Annotated in this window: 17 protein-coding genes and 1 tRNA gene; 14 read left to right on the forward strand and 4 right to left on the reverse strand. The window is 70.1% G+C overall.

What is annotated here, in order from left to right:
• On the reverse strand, positions 1 to 1,047 hold a 1,047-nt coding region (locus ACQKIP_RS20385; RefSeq protein WP_427743672.1), incomplete at its 3' end, for a sensor histidine kinase.
• A gap of 147 nt (positions 1,048 to 1,194) precedes the next feature.
• The gene (locus ACQKIP_RS20390) at positions 1,195 to 2,385 is read right to left on the reverse strand and encodes a sensor histidine kinase (RefSeq protein ID WP_365862828.1); all 1,191 of its coding nucleotides are present in this window, start codon (positions 2,383 to 2,385) and stop codon (positions 1,195 to 1,197) included.
• Between the two features lie 280 nt (positions 2,386 to 2,665).
• Between ACQKIP_RS20390 and ACQKIP_RS20395 the strand changes: the two genes are divergently transcribed.
• The 13 genes from ACQKIP_RS20395 (at position 2,666) to ACQKIP_RS20455 (ending at position 14,373) form a co-directional block, all read left to right on the forward strand.
• A complete protein-coding gene (locus tag ACQKIP_RS20395; RefSeq protein WP_365862827.1) occupies positions 2,666 to 3,055 on the forward strand; it encodes an NADH-quinone oxidoreductase subunit A in 390 nt (129 codons plus the stop codon).
• Positions 3,046 to 3,705 (forward strand): NADH-quinone oxidoreductase subunit B, encoded by a 660-nt coding sequence (locus ACQKIP_RS20400; RefSeq protein WP_365862826.1) that lies wholly within the window; start codon positions 3,046 to 3,048, stop codon positions 3,703 to 3,705. The genes ACQKIP_RS20395 and ACQKIP_RS20400 overlap by 10 nt, the downstream gene beginning before the upstream one ends.
• Positions 3,702 to 4,823, forward strand: a complete 1,122-nt coding sequence (locus ACQKIP_RS20405) for an NADH-quinone oxidoreductase subunit C (protein ID WP_365862825.1) — start codon at positions 3,702 to 3,704, stop codon at positions 4,821 to 4,823. The genes ACQKIP_RS20400 and ACQKIP_RS20405 overlap by 4 nt, the downstream gene beginning before the upstream one ends.
• Positions 4,820 to 5,788 carry a complex I subunit 1/NuoH family protein gene (locus ACQKIP_RS20410; protein ID WP_365862823.1) on the forward strand — a complete coding sequence of 323 codons (969 nt, stop codon included), beginning with the start codon at positions 4,820 to 4,822 and terminating at the stop codon, positions 5,786 to 5,788. Before ACQKIP_RS20405 ends, ACQKIP_RS20410 begins: the two co-directional genes overlap by 4 nt.
• A 2-nt stretch (positions 5,789 to 5,790) precedes the next feature.
• A complete protein-coding gene (locus ACQKIP_RS20415) occupies positions 5,791 to 6,351 on the forward strand; it encodes a NuoI/complex I 23 kDa subunit family protein (protein WP_365862822.1) in 561 nt (186 codons plus the stop codon).
• 2 nt (positions 6,352 to 6,353) lie between these two features.
• Positions 6,354 to 7,004, forward strand: a complete 651-nt coding sequence (locus ACQKIP_RS20420) for an NADH-quinone oxidoreductase subunit J family protein (protein ID WP_365862841.1) — start codon at positions 6,354 to 6,356, stop codon at positions 7,002 to 7,004.
• Positions 7,004 to 7,408, forward strand: coding sequence for an NADH-quinone oxidoreductase subunit NuoK (gene nuoK, locus ACQKIP_RS20425; protein WP_361182423.1), 405 nt, complete (start codon positions 7,004 to 7,006; stop codon positions 7,406 to 7,408). The genes ACQKIP_RS20420 and nuoK overlap by 1 nt, the downstream gene beginning before the upstream one ends.
• Entirely contained in the window at positions 7,405 to 9,405 is a 2,001-nt protein-coding gene (locus tag ACQKIP_RS20430) for an NADH-quinone oxidoreductase subunit L (protein WP_365862820.1), read from the forward strand. Before nuoK ends, ACQKIP_RS20430 begins: the two co-directional genes overlap by 4 nt.
• A 6-nt stretch (positions 9,406 to 9,411) precedes the next feature.
• Positions 9,412 to 11,010 carry an NADH-quinone oxidoreductase subunit M gene (locus ACQKIP_RS20435; RefSeq protein WP_365862818.1) on the forward strand — a complete coding sequence of 533 codons (1,599 nt, stop codon included), beginning with the start codon at positions 9,412 to 9,414 and terminating at the stop codon, positions 11,008 to 11,010.
• Positions 11,007 to 12,545 carry an NADH-quinone oxidoreductase subunit N gene (locus tag ACQKIP_RS20440; RefSeq protein ID WP_365862817.1) on the forward strand — a complete coding sequence of 513 codons (1,539 nt, stop codon included), beginning with the start codon at positions 11,007 to 11,009 and terminating at the stop codon, positions 12,543 to 12,545. The genes ACQKIP_RS20435 and ACQKIP_RS20440 overlap by 4 nt, the downstream gene beginning before the upstream one ends.
• Before the next feature lie 187 nt (positions 12,546 to 12,732).
• Positions 12,733 to 13,596, forward strand: coding sequence for a zinc metalloprotease HtpX (htpX, locus tag ACQKIP_RS20445; RefSeq protein ID WP_365862815.1), 864 nt, complete (start codon positions 12,733 to 12,735; stop codon positions 13,594 to 13,596).
• Positions 13,593 to 13,985 (forward strand): YccF domain-containing protein, encoded by a 393-nt coding sequence (locus ACQKIP_RS20450; RefSeq protein WP_365862813.1) that lies wholly within the window; start codon positions 13,593 to 13,595, stop codon positions 13,983 to 13,985. The genes htpX and ACQKIP_RS20450 overlap by 4 nt, the downstream gene beginning before the upstream one ends.
• A gap of 121 nt (positions 13,986 to 14,106) precedes the next feature.
• Positions 14,107 to 14,373, forward strand: a complete 267-nt coding sequence (locus ACQKIP_RS20455; protein ID WP_365862811.1) for a GlsB/YeaQ/YmgE family stress response membrane protein — start codon at positions 14,107 to 14,109, stop codon at positions 14,371 to 14,373.
• A gap of 132 nt (positions 14,374 to 14,505) precedes the next feature.
• Here the strand turns inward: ACQKIP_RS20455 and ACQKIP_RS20460 are convergent, their stop codons facing one another.
• A complete protein-coding gene (locus ACQKIP_RS20460; RefSeq protein ID WP_365862809.1) occupies positions 14,506 to 14,994 on the reverse strand; it encodes a YajQ family cyclic di-GMP-binding protein in 489 nt (162 codons plus the stop codon).
• 203 nt (positions 14,995 to 15,197) lie between these two features.
• Here ACQKIP_RS20460 and ACQKIP_RS20465 point away from each other — a divergent pair.
• Positions 15,198 to 15,279: transfer RNA gene (locus ACQKIP_RS20465), tRNA-Tyr, on the forward strand.
• A 154-nt stretch (positions 15,280 to 15,433) separates the two neighbouring features.
• Here the strand turns inward: ACQKIP_RS20465 and ACQKIP_RS20470 are convergent.
• On the reverse strand, positions 15,434 to 16,702 hold a 1,269-nt coding region (locus ACQKIP_RS20470), incomplete at its 5' end, for a tyrosine-type recombinase/integrase (RefSeq protein ID WP_427743682.1).

Genomic DNA, 16,702 nt, shown 5'->3' on the forward strand with positions numbered 1-16,702 from the left:
GGACAGGGCGGCGTCCAGGCCGCGGTCGGTGAGGACGGCGGGGTGGATGCCGCGGGCCAGGTCGCGCAGCTCCTGGAGGGCGACCTTCACCTCGCCGTGTGCCTCGTCCACCATGCGGGCCGCGGCCTCGGGGTCCTCCGCCAGCTTCTCCTTGGCGAGCCCCAGGTCCATGGCGAGGGCGACCAGGCGGGCCTGCGCGCCGTCGTGCAGGTCGCGCTCGATGCGGCGCAGGTCGGCCGCCGCCGTGTCGACGACGACCCCGCGGTCCGACTCCAGCTCGACGACGCGCGTCGCCAGGCTTGAGGGGCCGAGCAGTCCGACGACCATGACGCGGTCGACGGTGGTCAGGGCCCGGATGATCCAGGGGGTGGCGAGCGTGATCAGCAGGCCGGTGAGGGCGGTGAGGCCGATCTCGAAGGGGTTGTCCAGGTAGACGCGGTGGTTGTCGTCGCCGTAGAGCTGGATGCCGCCCTGGCCGCCGTAGAGCGGGAAGAGCCACTGCCACAGGGGGTAGGTGAGCATCGCCCAGCCGTACGTCCAGAACGCCACCGACACCGTGAAGGAGAAGATCGCCCACGGCATGTGCAGGAAGGCGTAGAGGGCGTGCCGCCAGGAGACGCCGCTCTTGAGCACGGCGCCCATCCACGCCATGGGGCCGCCGCCGTTCTTGGGCCGCAGCGGCTCCGGGTCCGCCACCTCCACGTCGAGCAGCGCCCGCGCCCGCACCCGCTCCAGGGAGCCGAAGCCGCGGCAGCCGGCGAGCCCGGCGGCGAGCACCGGGATGCCGATGAACGTGATCAGCAGCCCGACGCCGAGCGACAGCATCGTCACCGCGAACGTGAACGTCACGATGCTGATCGGCAGGCTCAGGAGCACATGGCCGAACTCCTTCCAGGCGCGGGCCTCGATCGGCGCGCGCAGCCCGGCGGGGAGGCGGGGCCGCCGCTCATCGAGGTCGGATCCCCGATACTCCGGTCCGTGGAACTCGGATCCCCGGAACTCCGAACGGTTCATGCGCCCGTACTCCTGTCCGTACTCCGTGGCCATCGGTGTCGTCCGTTTCTGCTCGGTCCACGCGCTCGTGGTTTCGTCGTACCTCAAGAGTGCTGGCCCGGCGTGATCGGGACCATGTGGTGCGTAGGTGTCTTGAACCGGGGGTTTTCCCTACCCCCTGACCCCCTGGCGCCGCGACCGCTACCCCCTGGCCCCGCGATCCAGGTCCCGGTCCCGCCACGGCAGCTCCGCCGTGATCGTCGTGGGGCCGCCCACCGGCGACTCGATCACGAACAGGCCGTCGACCGCGCCGAGCCGGTCCGCGAGCCCCGCCATGCCCGTGCCCCCGTCGAGACTCGCGCCGCCCCGGCCGTCGTCCCGCACCTGGATGAGCAGCCGCTGGTCGGCCCGCCACACCTCCACGGACGCCGAACGCGCCCCGCTGTGCTTGCTGACGTTCTGAAGGAGCTCGGAGACCGTGAAGTACGCGATGCCTTCGATCGCGGCGGCCGGACGCGTCGGCAGATCGGCCGTCACCTTCACCGGGACCGTGCACCGCGAGGCCACCGAGGACAGGGCGGCGTCCAGGCCGCGGTCGGTGAGGACGGCGGGGTGGATGCCGCGGGCCAGGTCGCGCAGCTCTTGGAGGGCGAGCTTCACCTCGCCGTGCGCCTCGTCGACCATCGCCGCGGCGGTGTCGGGATCCTCCAGGAGCTTCTCCTTGGCCAGACCGAGCCCCATGGCGAGGGCGACCAGGCGGGCCTGCGCGCCGTCGTGCAGGTCGCGCTCGATGCGGCGCAGGTCGGCCGCCGCGGTGTCGACGACGATCCCGCGGTCCGACTCCAACTCGACGATGCGCCGCTCCAGTTCGTCGGAGGGCGAGAGCAGCCCGCGCACCATCGCACGGTCGGCGTTGGTCAGACCGCGCACGACGTAGGGGAGCACGGGCCACAGGACGAAGAGCCCGACCAGGGAGACCGTGAATGTCACGATGCCCCAGGGCAGCCGCATGAACGAGTACAGCATCGTGCGCCAGCCGACCGGGTCCTTCAGGCTCGACCACAGCCAGCTGAAGAAACCGTGGTCGCGCTGTTTCGGCATCGGGCTCGGCTCGTCGATCCGCAGCCCGAGCAGCCCCCGCGCCCTGGCCCGCTCCGCCTTGCCGATCTGCCGCGCGCCGAGCAGCGCGGCGGCGAGGAGCGGCAGGCCGATCACCGTCACGGCGAGACCGCCGCCGGCCGCGAGCGCCACCACCACGTAGACGAAACCCGCCACACCCAGCGGCAGGTTGGCGAGGAGATGTGCGATCTCCTTCCAGGTCTGCCGGTCGTACGCCGCGAAGCGCGCGGGCGGCGGCGGGGACATGGCTGAGGACGTGGCGCGTGCGGTCATACGCGCTAGCGTGCCCGGCCGGCCGTCGCGATGCCATGAGGAGGACCGCCCGGACATCCGGGGGATAACCCCACCAGCCGGTACGACGGCGGTGCGGCAGCGGTACGGCGTCGGTCCCGCAGCGGCGCGGCACCGGCACCGGCGCCGCATCGCGAGCGATCAGTCCTTGCCGATGCGTGACGCTCTGCTTACCTCACCTTTAGCAGGCCCTAGACTCCCGTGCGTACAGATCGTCGAACAGTGATGAGTGCCAGAGGCGGTCAGGGAGTGAGGGGCTGACGTGCACGTGACGAACGTCGCGGCGAGCTACTACCAGTCGTACTCCGTCGTCGGACTGCTCGCCGTCGTCGGCGTGCTGTTCGTCGGTGTCGCCTTCGGCGCGGGGCGGCTGCTGCGGCCCGTGGTGCCGACCCCCGAAAAGCTTCTGACGTACGAGTGCGGCGTCGACCCCGTCGGCGACGGCTGGGCCCACACCCAGGTCCGCTACTACGTCTACGCGTTCCTCTACGTCATCTTCGCCGTCGACTCGATCTTCCTCTTCCCGTGGGCGACGGTCTTCGCCGCGCCCGGCTACGGTGCGACGACGCTGGTGGAGATGTTCATCTTCCTCGGCTTCCTGACCGTGGGCCTGCTGTACGCATACAAGAAGGGCGTCCTCACATGGACGTGACCCCGGAGCCTGTGCTCTTGCCCGAGCCGACCGTGCTTTCCACGCCCGAGCCGCAGAAGCTCGGTGTGCTGTCACGCCTGGCCCCCGAGCCGATGAAGGTGGTCCTCAACTGGGGCCGCCGGTATTCGTTGTGGGTCTTCAACTTCGGCCTCGCCTGCTGCGCCATCGAATTCATCGCCGCTTCCATGGCCCGGCACGACTTCATCCGGCTCGGCGTGATCCCGTTCGCGCCGGGGCCGCGCCAGGCGGACCTGATGGTCGTCTCCGGCACGGTCACGGACAAGATGGCCCCGGCCGTGAAGCGCCTGTACGAGCAGATGCCCGAGCCGAAGTACGTGATCTCCTTCGGCGCCTGTTCCAACTGCGGCGGCCCGTACTGGGATTCCTACGCGGTGACCAAGGGCGTCGACCAGATCATTCCGGTCGACGTGTACGTGCCCGGCTGCCCGCCCCGTCCCGAAGCGCTGCTCCAGGGCATCCTCAAGCTCCAGGAGAAGATCGCGGCGGAGTCGCTGGGCGAGCGGTACGGCCGCGGCAGCGGAAACGGCAGCCGCCCTTCGGCGGCGGCTCTGCAGAGCGGGCTCGTGAAGCCGCCGGCGCCGGGCGACTCGGCATCGGGCGACTCGACGCAGGGGGAGGGGAAGGCATGACCGGCTGGCTGCCGAGCCCCGTCGAGGAGCTCTTCGGTACGGAGGCCACGGCGGAGGAGTCGTACGACCTCCTGACGGTCGACGTACCGCCGGGCGCCTGGATCGCCGCGCTCGAAACCGCGCGCACGACCCTGACCTGCACCTACTTCGACTGGCTGAGCGCCGTCGACGAACCGGGCACGGGCTTCCACGTCTCGGCCCACGTCGTCGCCCTCTCTCCGGTACGCCGCCTCCTCATCCGTACGACCGTTCCGCACGACGCCCCTGTCCTGCCGACCGCGGTCGGCGTCTACGCGGGCGCGGCATGGCACGAGCGCGAGACGCACGAGATGTTCGGCGTCGCTTTCGAAGGCCACCCGCACCTGGTGCCGCTGCTCCTCCCGGACAGCTTCGAGGGCCACCCCCTCCGCAAGGACTTCGTACTGGCGGCCCGGGTCGCGAAGGCGTGGCCCGGCGCGAAGGAGCCGGGGGAGTCGGAGCACGGCGGTCCCAAGCGCCGCCAGATGCTGCCTCCGGGCGTACCCGACCCGAACGAATGGGGCCCCCTGAAGGGCCAACTCCCCGCGGCCCCGGCCCGCCCGGCCCGCGGCGCCGCCCGTGCGGCAGGCGACCGCCCCGTACGCCGGGCACGCACGGCGGGCGAAGGCTCGGCCAGCCAGACGACGACGGCGGCTCCGGCGGCTGCCGGTCAGGCGGGGGCTGCCGGTCAGGCGGAGGGCACGCAGCCGGAGGCCCCGGCGAGGACCCCGCGCCGCTCACGCAGCGCAAGCCAGGGCTCGGCATCGCAGCGAACGGCACCGGAGACACCGGAGACGTCGGGGACACCGGAGACACAGCCTGCGCCGAAGCCCGAGAAGCCTGCTGCCAGTTCCGACGCCCCCTGGCACCAGGCACGACCGGCGTTCGACGCCAAGGACGCCAAGGACGCCGACACCGGCACCGACTCCACCAAGGCGCCCGAAGCGGACAAGCCAGCCCCCGCCAAGCCCGAAGCGGATGAGCCCGACCAGGCCAAGCCCGAAGCCGCTCAGCCCGGCCCCGCCAAGCCTGAAGCTGCTCAGCCCGGCCCCGACAAGCCCGACACCACCGGCGACGACCGCCAAGGAGGCTCGGAGTGACCGACGTGCTCGACGTCGCCCTGCGTCTCCTCATCGTCTTCGCGGTCTTCCTCGTGCTGCCCCTGGTCATCGGCCAGACCGAGCACAAGGTGATGGCCCACATGCAGGGCCGCCTCGGCCCCATGTACGCGGGCGGCTTCCACGGCTGGGCCCAACTCGTCGCCGACGGAGTCAAGTTCGCGCAGAAGGAAGACGTCGTACCGGCCGACGCCGACCGCCGCATCTTCCAGCTCGCTCCCGCCGTCGCCCTGCTGCCCTACCTCCTCGTCCTGGTCGCCATCCCCATCGGCCCGAGCGAAGGCGCCGTCGGCCAACTCGTCGACGCGGGCATCTTCTTCGTGCTCGCGGTGATGGGCGTCGGCGTACTCGGCTCGCTCATGGCGGGCTGGGCCAGCGCCAACAAGTTCTCCCTTCTCGGCGGCCTGCGCACCGCCGCCCAGCTCCTGGCCTACGAACTCCCGATGCTGCTCGCCGCGGCCTCGGTCGCGATGGCCGCCGGGACGGTCTCGCTGCCCGGCATCCTCAACGCCTTCGAGTGGTGGTGGCTGCCCTGGCAGATCGTCGGCGCCCTCGTCTTCTTCGTGGCGGGCCTCGCCGAACTCCAGCGCCCGCCCTTCGACATGCCGGTCGCCGACTCGGAGATCATCTTCGGCGCCTACACCGAGTACACGGGCCTGCGCTTCGCCCTCTTCCTCCTCGCCGAGTACGCCGGAATCGTCGTCCTGTGCGGCCTCACCACCGTCCTCTTCCTGGGCGGCTGGCACGGCCCTTGGGGTGCCGACGGCCTCGGCTGGGTCTGGACCCTCCTGAAGACGGGGCTGCTCGCCTTCGTCGTCATCTGGCTGCGCGTCAGCTACCCCCGTCTCCGCGAGGACCAGCTCCAGAAGCTTTCCTGGACCCTCCTCGTCCCGCTCGCCCTCGCGCAGATCGCGCTCACCGGAATCGTGAAGGTGGCGATCTCCTAACCATGTCTCCCGTCCCCGGATCAGGCCTCGCCAAGGGCCTCGCCGTCACCCTCCGCACGATGACGAAGAAGACCGTCACGGAGCAGTACCCGGAGCACCAGCCCGAACTCCCGCCCCGCACCCGCGGCGTCATCGGGCTCTTCGAGGAGAACTGCACGGTCTGCATGCTCTGCGCCCGGGAGTGCCCGGACTGGTGCATCTACATCGACTCCCACAAGGAGACGGTCCCGCCCGCCGTCGAGGGCGGCCGCGAGCGCAGCCGCAACGTCCTCGACCGTTTCGCCATCGACTTCTCCCTCTGCATGTACTGCGGCATCTGCATCGAGGTCTGCCCCTTCGACGCACTGTTCTGGTCCCCGGAGTTCGAGTATGCCGAGACCGACATCCACGAACTCACCCACGAGCGCGACAAGCTCCGCGACTGGATGTGGACGGTCCCGGCCCCGCCGGCCCTCGACCCCGCGGCCGAGGAACCCAAGGAAATCGCCACCGCCCGCAAGGCAGCGGAGAAGCTCGCCGCCGCACAAGCAGCCGAAGCCGCCGGACAGGAGGGATCCGCGTGACCGTGACCCTCGCAGCCGACGCCCCCCAGGGCTTCCTCTCCCCGACGGGAGTGGAGATCGCCTTCCTCCTGGTCGGTCTCGTCACCCTAGGCTCGGCGATCGTCACCGTCACCACCAAGCAGCTGGTGCACGCCGCCCTGTGGCTCGTGGCGACGCTCGGCGGCCTGGCCGTCGAGTACCTCCTCCTCACCGCCGAGTTCATCGCCTGGGTACAGGTCCTCATCTACGTCGGCTCCGTCGTCGTCCTCCTCCTGTTCGGATTGATGCTCACGCGGGCCCCCATCGGCCGCTCCCCGGACGCCGATTCGGGCAACCGCCCGGTCGCCCTCGCGGTGGCCGTCCTCGCGGCGGCCGCCCTGGTCTGGGTGGTCGTCGACGCCTTCCGCGCGACCTGGATCGACCTCGACCGCGCCGCCGACGAGGCCCAGGGCTCCACCGGCGTGACCGGACAGTTCCTCTTCCGGCACTGGGTACTGCCCTTCGAGGCGCTCTCGGTCCTGCTCCTCGCCGCCCTGGTCGGCGCGATCGTCCTCTCCCGCAGGAACGCCCGCATGACCCGCCTGAACGGTGCCCCCGGCGACACCGGCACGAACGGCGCCCCTCGCACCAGCGGTGCCCCCAGCGACGCCCCCAGCGACAAGGAGCAGCGCTGATGCACCTCGCCTATCCCGCCGTCCTGGCCGCCCTCCTCTTCTGCGTAGGCCTGTACGGAGTCCTCGCCCGGCGCAACGCGATCCTGGTCCTGATGTCCGTCGAGCTCATGCTCAACGCCGTCAACCTCAACCTGGTCGCCTTCGACGTCTGGCTCCGCGACGCCCTCCACTCCGGCCAGGCCCTGACCCTGTTCACCATCGCCATCGCCGCCGCGGAGATCGGCATCGGCCTCGCGATCGTCCTGGCGGTCTACCGCAACCGCGGCTCCTCCGCCGTCGACGAACTCCGCGACACCGCCGAGGGCCCCGACGACGACACCGGAGACACCGAGGCCGCTGCGGGCGCCGACGACGCCGCAGGCGAAGAGCCCGCCCCGGCACAGAAGGCTGAGGCCACCGCGTGACCACGACCACCCTCGCCGTACTCGTCCCCCTCCTGCCGTTCCTCGGCGCGCTCGCCGGTCTGCTGCTCGGCCGCACCGTCCCCGGTCTCGTACGCCCCCTCGCGGTACTGCCCACCCTGGCGGCGCTGGTCCTCGCCGTGATGGTCGCCGCCCGCCACGGCGGCGGCACCGACATCGACTCCGCCACCGAGCTCACCCCGACCGGCTCGGTCCCCGTCGAACTCGCCCTGCACATCGACGGCTTCGCCGCCCTCGTCGCCGTCCTGGTCGGCGTCGTCGCCTCCTGCGTGCAGATCTACTCGACGGGCTACCTGCGCGACGACCCGCGCTACCCCTCGTACGCCGCTCTCGTCTCCCTCTTCACCTCCGCGATGCTGCTCGTCGTCTACTCCGGCGACCTGATGGTGCTCCTGGTCGGCTGGGAGATCATGGGCATCTGCTCGTACTTCCTCGTCGGCCACTACTGGGAGACGCCCGAAGCCCGCGCGGCCTCCCTCAAGGCCTTCCTGGTCACCAAGCTCGGCGATGTCCCCTTCCTGATCGGTCTGTTCGCGCTCGCCGTCGACGCCGGGTCGTTCCGCATCACGACCGTCCTCGGCACGGTCGCGGGCGGCGGCCTCGATCACCCGACGCTGATCGCCCTGCTGCTCCTGGCCGGTGTGGCGGGCAAGTCCGCGCAGTTCCCGCTGCACACCTGGCTGCCGGACGCGATGGCGGGTCCGACGCCCGTCTCCGCGCTCATCCACGCCGCGACGATGGTCGCCGCCGGTGTCTACTTCGTGGCCCGGCTCCTCCCGGTCTTCGCCGCCTCTGCGGCAGCGCTGGTCGTCCTCGCCGTCATGGCCGCCGTCACGATGGCCGGATCGGCCCTCGCCGCGCTCGCCCAGGACGACATCAAGCGCGTCCTCGCCTACTCGACGATCGGCCAGCTCGGCTATCTCACCGGCGCCCTCGCCGTCGGCGACCGCGGCGCCGCCGTCTTCCACCTCCTGTCGCACGGCGCCTTCAAGGCGCTCCTCTTCCTCGGCGCGGGCGTGATCATCCACGCCGCCGGCACCAACTCCCTCGCCGCGATGTCCCGTATGAAGGGGCTGCGCGACCGGGTCCCCGACGCGTTCTGGACGATGACCGTGGCGCTCCTCGCGCTCGCCGCGATCCCGCCCTTCAGCGGCTTCTTCTCCAAGGAAGCCGTCCTGGGCGCCGCCGAGCACGCGGCCACCGGACACTCCGAGACCGCACCCACCGCGGCGGGCTGGATCGTCCTGGTCGCCGGCCTGCTGACCGCCCTCCTCACCGCCGCCTACGCGACGCGCCTGTGGCTCCTCGCCTTCAACGGCCAGGGCCCCGAAGCCCCCGACCACGGTCGTCAGCCCCTCACGATGACCGCCGTGCTCTGGGTGCTCGCCGTCCCCTCACTCGCCTTCGGCCTCACCGTCGGCGTCCTGCCGGACTGGTTCGACGGCCACTCGCTCACCCCGACCCTCACCACCTCCGTACTCGGCACGGGATTCGCCCTCGTCGGCGGGCTCGTCACGTACGGCGCGTGGCGGCACACCACGGCGCTCGCCGTCCGCCACCCGATGGGCGCGGTCGCCGCCGACACGGGAGCCGGAGCCGACGGAGGCCAGGTCGAAGCCGAGGCCATCGCCACGCACACCCCCGCCTACGGAGACGTGGCCGCCGCCCTCGACCCTGCCGACCCCGGCCGCCTCCTGCTCGGCCCGCTGCACCGGCACGCCGCCGCCGGCTTCCACCTCGACGCCGTCTACGCCGCCCTGTTCGTACGCCCCGTACAGGCCGCCGCGCGCCTCGTCCGGTTCCTGGACCGCGAGGTCGTCGACACGTACGTACGCGGCGCGGGCACCGCACCCCGCTGGCTCGGCGCGGCCGTCCGCCGCGCGCAGACCGGCAATGTGCAGACCTACCTGAGCGCGCTGCTCGCAGGCACCGTCGTCCTGGCTGTCGCCGCCGTCCTCGTCGCCACCGCCGGAGCGTGAGCAGCCGTGATCGATATCAGTGAATCCGTGATGCAGCTTCTTCTGGCGTTGATCGTGGTCGGCCCGCTCATCGGCGCCGTCGCGGCTCTCCTGCCCGCCCCGCCCGGACTGAAGGGAAAGTCGCCCGACCAGGCGGTGCTGCGCCACGGCGTGGTCGTGACCGGCGCGATCCTCGTCGCCGCGATCGTCCTGGCGCTCGGCTTCGACCATGACCACCCATCAAAGATGCAGGCCACGACCGATATCAGCTGGATCCCCGCACTCGACGTGCGCATCCACCTCGGCATCGACGGCATCTCGCTCCCCCTCCTGGTCCTGACCGCGCTCCTGACCTTCCTCTGCGCGCTGTACTCCTACTTCAAAATGCCTGCGGGCCCGTCTCCCAAGGCATTTGTCGCGCTGATCCTCGTGCTCGAGGCCGGCACCCTCGCGACCTTCGCCGTCCTCGATCTGCTGCTGTTCTTCCTGGCGTTCGAGATGGTCCTCATCCCGATGTACTTCCTCATCGCCCGCTGGGGCGGCGCCCAACGCACGCAGGCCGCCTGGAAGTTCATCCTCTACACCCTGCTCGGCTCCGTCGTGATGCTGCTCGGCCTCCTCCTCATCGGCCTCAAGTCCGGCACATTCGACATGGTGGCACTCGCCACTGACAACGACCCAGGGTTGAGCACGTCCGTGCAGGTCATCGCCGTTCTGGCGATCGGAATCGGCCTCGCGGTCAAGACGCCGATGTGGCCGCTGCACAGCTGGCTGCCGGACGCGCACACCGCCGCGCCCACCGTCGGCTCGGTCCTGCTGGCCGGCGTGCTGCTGAAGATGGGCACGTACGGCTTCGTCCGGATCCTGCTGCCGATCGCACCCGACGGGATGCAGACCTTCGCGCCGTACCTCGCGGCCTTCGCGGTCGTCGGGATCATCTACGGTTCGCTCGCCTGCCTCGCCCTCGCCAAACAGGGCGCGAAGGGCGACCTCAAGCGCCTCATCGCGTACTCGTCCGTGGGCCACATGGGCTTCGTGCTCCTCGGCATCTCGACGATGAGCCCGACCGGCGTGAACGGCGCGCTGTTCGCCAACATCGCGCACGGCCTCATCACCGGCCTGCTGTTCTTCCTCGTCGGCGCGCTGAAGGACCGCACCGGCACCAGCGACCTCGACACCCTCGCGCAGGAATCGGGCGCCGCGCTGTACGGCAAGGCGCCCCGGCTCGGCGGCCTCCTCGCCTTCGGCGCCGTCGCCTCGCTCGGCCTGCCGGGTCTCGCCGGATTCTGGGGCGAGATGCTCGCCCTGTTCGGCGCGTTCAAGCCCGCCGACGACCTCAGCCGCCCGGCCTTCCTCACCTTCATGGCGATCGCCGCCGTCGGCACCCTGCTCACCGCCGCGTACATGCTGATCGTCGTACGCCGCGTCTGCATGGGGCCGGTGGTCCGGGAGCCGCAGGGCGCCGTCAAGACCGAATCCCCGGCGCTCGCCGACGTCCAGGGCTATGAGTTCGCCGCTTGGACCCCGCTCGTCGCCCTCACCGTCCTCGCCGGACTCTGGCCCGCCGCGCTGCTCGGCCTCACCGACCCGGCCGTGCAGCAGCTCCTCTCAGGAGGCAAGTCGTGACCGTGGCCGCCGAAAGCGCCGCCGGCGTCGTCCAGTCCGTCGACTGGCTCGCGATCGCTCCGCCCACCATTGCGGCGGTCGTCGGTCTCCTCGTACTCGTCGCCGACCTCTTCGTGGGCGACAAGAAGAAGGCGCTGCTCGGCTGGATCTCCGTGGCGGGCCTCGCGGCGGCCGGCCTCTCGCTCCTTCCGATCCTGAACGACGACCGGTCGACGTTCTGCCTGACCGGCGGCGCGAACGCCTGCAGCTACACGGCGGACCGCTTCACGCTCGTCATCCAGCTCCTCGTCCTCGGCGGCGCCCTGCTGGCGGCGCTGCTCTCTATGAGCGCCCTCAAGGACGCGAACGGCACGGGGAAGGAGCTCCCCGAAGGGGAGTTCTGGTTCCTGCTGCTCTCCTCCGCCGCGGGAGCCGCGCTGCTGCCCGCGTCGCGCGACCTGGCCACCCTCGTAGTGGCCCTCGAAGTCGCCTCACTGCCCGCCTTCGCGCTCGTCGGCCTCCGGCACGGCGACAAGCGCTCCTCCGAAGCGGCCCTGAAGTTCTTCCTGTCCTCCGTCACCGCGACCGCCGTGACGCTGATGGGCGTCAGCTTCGTGTACGCCGCGACCGGCACCCTGCACCTCACGGAGATCGCCGACGAGCTGCGGCACGTCGACGGCCAGCTGGACACGCTCGCCCAGGCCGGCGTCGCCCTCACCCTCGTCGGCTTCGCCTTCAAGGTGGCCGCCGTGCCCTTCCACTTCTGGGTGCCGGACACCTACGTGGGCGCGCCGCTGCCGGTCGCCGCGTACCTCTCCGTGGTCGGCAAGGCGGTCGGCTTCACCGGCCTCATCCTCGTCACGGTCGTCGCGTTCCCCTCGTACGCGGACGTGTGGGGCCCGGCGCTCGCCGTCCTCGCCGCGCTCACCATGACGGCGGGCAACGTGGCGGCGCTGCGCCAGCAGGCCACGCGCGCGTACAGCGCCGTGCGCCTGCTCGCCTGGTCCTCGGTCGGCCAGGCGGGATACCTCCTGGTGCCGATCGCGGCGGCCGGATACGCGGACAACCCCGCGGAGGCCGAGAAGGCCGTCGGCTCCACCGTCGCGTACGCCCTGATGTACGCGGCCGTGAACCTCGGAGCCTTCGCCGTGGCCGCGCTCGTCGGCCGTACGCAGCGCCTGAACCGCGTCAGCGACTACCGCGGGCTGTACGCCAGGAGCCCCCTTGCGGCCCTGGTGCTCGGCTTCTTCCTGCTCTGCCTCGCGGGCCTGCCGCCGGGCATCATCGGCCTCTTCGCGAAGGTCACCGTCTTCTCGGCGGCGGTCGACGCGGGCCTCGGCTGGCTCGCCGTGGTGATGGCCGCGAACGTGGTGATCGCGCTCTTCTACTACCTCCAGTGGACCGCGCTGCTGTTCCGCGCCCCCGAGGGCGAGCCGGCCGTGCACCGCGTCCCGGCCCCCCTGAAGGCGGCCATCGCCCTGACCGCGGTCCTGGGTATCGCGCTCTCCGGAGCGCCGCAGCTGGTCCTCAGGTTCTCCGACACCGGTCTCTTCTGACGGGTCCTCTCCCCGGCGGGCCCCGCCGGGGCGTCACCCGAGCGGCCCACACCGCGTCCGCACCGCTCCTGCGCGCACAAGGGAACTAGTGCTCCCCGCCTGGCGTTGACCAGTACGGGAGGGTCCACTGAAGAGTGGAAGCACCAGTAGACAGAGGGTTCCCCCACGCACCACAGGAGGGCGTACCGTGCACCGCCGGCACAACGGGCTGAAGACCGCCGTACTCCTCGGGGGACTGTCCGCTCTCATCATCGTGATCGGTAGTTTCTTCGGCCGTACGGGCTTGATCGTCGCGCTTTTCGTGGCGCTCGGCACCAACGCTTACGCGTACTGGAACAGCGACAAGCTCGCCCTGCGCGCCATGCGCGCGCGCCCGGTGAGCGAATTCGAGGCACCCCAGCTGTATCGCATGGTCCGCGAGCTCTCCACGCAGGCCCGCCAGCCCATGCCCCGCCTCTACATCTCGCCCACCGAGGCACCGAACGCGTTCGCGACGGGCCGCAACCCGCGCAACGCCGCGGTGTGCTGCACGGACGGCATCCTGCGCCTCCTGGACGAGCGCGAACTGAGAGGCGTCATCGGCCATGAGCTGAGCCATGTCTACAACCGCGACATCCTGATCTCGTCGGTCGCGGGCGCACTGGCCTCGGTGATCATGTTCCTGGTCAACTTCGCCTGGCTGATCCCCGTGGGCAGGTCGAACGACAACGAGGGCCCCGGCATCTTCGGCATGCTCCTGATCATGCTCCTGGGCCCGCTGGCCGCCTCCGTCATCCAACTCGCGATCAGCCGCTCCAGGGAGTACGAGGCAGACGCGTCCGGCGCGCAGCTCACGGGTGACCCACTGGCCCTCGCGAGCGCCCTGCGCAAGCTCGACGCGGGGACGAAGCAGCTCCCGCTGCCGCCCGAGCCGCGCCTGGAGACGGCAAGTCACATGATGATTGCGAACCCTTTCCGTCCGGGGCAGGGCATGTCCAAAATGTTTTCCACGCACCCGCCCATGGCGGAGCGCATTGCCCGGCTCGAGCAGATGGCAGGTCGCCACCAGTGAAGACAATTCTCAACGTCATATGGCTAGTCCTCTGCGGCTTCTGGATGTTCTTCGGGTATCTCCTGGCCGGGGTGCTCCTGTGCATCACGATCATCGGTATCCCGTTCGGCCTCGCCAGCTTCCGGATCGGCCGCTATGCCCTGTGGCCCTTCGGCTACACGACAGTTGAGCGCCGCGACGCGGGCGCGCCGTCCTGCGTCGGCAACGTCCTGTGGCTGATCCTCGGAGGCTGGTGGCTCGCCATCGGCCACATCGTCACCGGCTTCCTCCTGTGCGTGACGATCATCGGCATCCCGCTGGGCATCGCCAACTTCAAGCTGATCCCCGTGTCGTTGCTGCCGCTCGGCCGCGAAATCGTGCGCACGGACCAGCCGTTCGCGGCGCGCTGACCCGTAGCCCCGCCCCTGGACCGGTTGTGGCATACGCCGCACCCGACCGATCACCGCAACCGCGCCCCGCTCTCGTGACGTCCTTCAGGACAACAGCACGACAGAGGGGCAGGTTCACCGCATGGGCATCATCAGCTGGATCGTTCTAGGGCTGCTCGCCGGTGTCGTGGCCAAGGTCCTGCTGCCCGGCCGCGACCCGGGCGGATTCATCGGCACGACCGTCATCGGCATCGCGGGCGCCTTCATCGGCGGCTGGCTCTCCGCCCGCTACTTCGACCGCGAGATAGCCAACGACATCTACGACGGCGCGACCTGGGCAGCCGCGATCGGCGGCTCGCTCGTCCTGCTCGTCGCCTACCGCATCCTCTTCGGCCACTCACGCCGCTGAGGTCACGCGCGCCGCTCGCGGCGCCAACCCCCCGATCTGCGGCCAGCAGCAAGGGCGGGCACCCGAAATGGGTGCCCGCCCTCCGTCGTCCGCTCTCCGTCGTTCGCCCTGCGAACGGCTGCCTGCTGCCGACTACCGGTAGTTCACGAACTGCACGGCGAAGTCGAAGTCCTGCCCCTTGAGCAGCGCCTGTACGGCCTGGAGGTCGTCGCGGCTCTTCGAGCTGACCCGCAGCTCATCGCCCTGTACCTGCGCCTTGACGCCCTTCGGGCCCTCATCGCGGATGATCTTGGCAACCTTCTTGGCGTTCTCCTGGGAGATGCCCTCCTCGATCGAGGCGAAGATCTTGTACTCCTTGCCGGACAGCTGCGGCTCACCGGCGTCCAGCGACTTCAGGGAGATGCCGCGCTTGATCAGCTTGGACTGGAAGATGTCGAGGATCGCCTTGACCCGCTCCTCGCCGTTCGCCTCCATCAGGATCTTCTCGCTGGACCAGGAGATCGAGGCACCCGTGCCCTTGAAGTCGTAGCGCTGCGAAATCTCCTTGGCGGCCTGGTTGAGGGCGTTGTCGACCTCCTGCCGCTCGACCTTCGAGACGATGTCGAAACTGGAGTCGGCCATGTCCTGTGGCTCCTTGTATCGGGGTCTGCGTACTCGGCTGGTGCACGGCCTTCGGTCCCCGGCCGCACCCGCAAAGCCTAGCCACCGCCTCCGCACCGGGCGCTGATCAATCGGGTGGCGAAGCACCCCTGTGTATCGGGTATCGTTTACGTCGTTGCCACGGAGCGCGCCGCACCAGCGGATCGTTTCCAGGCAGCGACCCAGGCGGTGTGCCCGAGCGGCCAAAGGGAGCAGACTGTAAATCTGCCGGCTCAGCCTTCCCAGGTTCGAATCCTGGCGCCGCCACACGGGAACGAAGGGCCCGTGACCTGCGAAAAATGCAGGTCACGGGCCCTTCGTCATGCACTCCTGCGGCAGGCTCTCTGTCTCACTCTGTCTCGCATTCGAACGCTCCGTCTCGAAGTGTGTGGACGGGCCGTGGACGGGCTTGTGCGGGCCGTCAGCCGTGCAGCCCAAGGCGAGCGGAGATCTTGGCGTTCGCGGCCTCGTCGCCGCCGCTGAGGAACTTGGCGTAGACGCGGAACAGCACGGCGATGCTGTGGCCGGCGCGCTTGGCCACGAGCTGAGGCTCTACGCCTGAGCTGAGCCAGGTGGAGACGGCGGCGTGACGAAGGTCATACGGCCGCTTGGCCAGTGACGACTCACGTTGTCCGGGCGTGAGCGCCCGTGATCGGGCTTCTGCCCAGACTTCGCCGTATCCGGTGTCCTGGATCAGCCCGCCGCGCTGGGTGCGGAACAACCGTCCGTCAGGGGCCACGCCGTACGCCGTGACATGCCACCGGAGCAGAGCCACCAGGTCCGGCGGGATAGGGACCGGCCGGACCGCCTTGCGCGGGCGGTGCTTGAGTCCGCGCTTTTCGTGGGGCTCGCCGCTGTCCGTCCACGCCGAACCCGATCGTGGGCGTGTCTCCCGAATCCGCAGCATGCCCCACCCGCGGCGCGGCAGGTCGCAATCCTGGAGCCGTAGCCCGATGACTTCCGCAGGCCGTGCTGCTGCGTAGTACATGCAGCCGAAGAACCCCACCAGACGGCGCCCGCGGGGGCTCTGGTCCCGTACGGCCGCCAGAAGCTTCGCCGCCTGCCCAGGGTCCGGCACACAGGTCGGGTCGACCTCCTCTTCTACTTGTTCGGGAGCCTTCCACTTGAGCCGGGGGAGTGGGTTCTCCGTGATGAGGTCGGCCTCTACTGCGTACTCCAGCGAGTTGTAGAAGATCGCCCTCTTTCTGCGGATGGTTCCGGCCGCCGCAGTCTTGCCGTCCAACTTCTTCGAGGCGGCATCCAGGGCGGCCCGTACAGCTAGGCGGTCGGAGAGCGCGGACGTGGGGAGGGACTTTCGCTCGAACCATGCGAGGACCTTGGCGACCTCGGGTGGTGGCTCTTCGTCCCACCGGTTCTTGTTGAACGCCCAGCCATAAAGCGCAGTGCGTACGGCTCTGGCGTCAGCCATGCCTTTGGTGTCCTTCACCAGAGCAGGCGTGACGGTCGCCATGGCTTCGGCTAGGGTCCGCCGCGTGGAGCCGGGGGAGTGAGTCCACTTCATCTCGATGTACCGGCGGGCGTGTTCGTACCAAGTGATGTCCCGTTCCTTCGTGACCAGGGACTTAGGCATCCCGCTGGCGACTTCGAAGGGCTCTCCTTCACGGGCTGCAGTGATGAGCTGGGCCCGGCGGCTCTCCGCCAGGCCCAGCGTCAGGAACGACTCCGAGTG

Origin of the sequence: Streptomyces sp. NPDC059900, assembly GCF_050270335.1 — a bacterium.
In the GTDB taxonomy this organism is placed as follows: Bacteria; Actinomycetota; Actinomycetes; order Streptomycetales; family Streptomycetaceae; genus Streptomyces.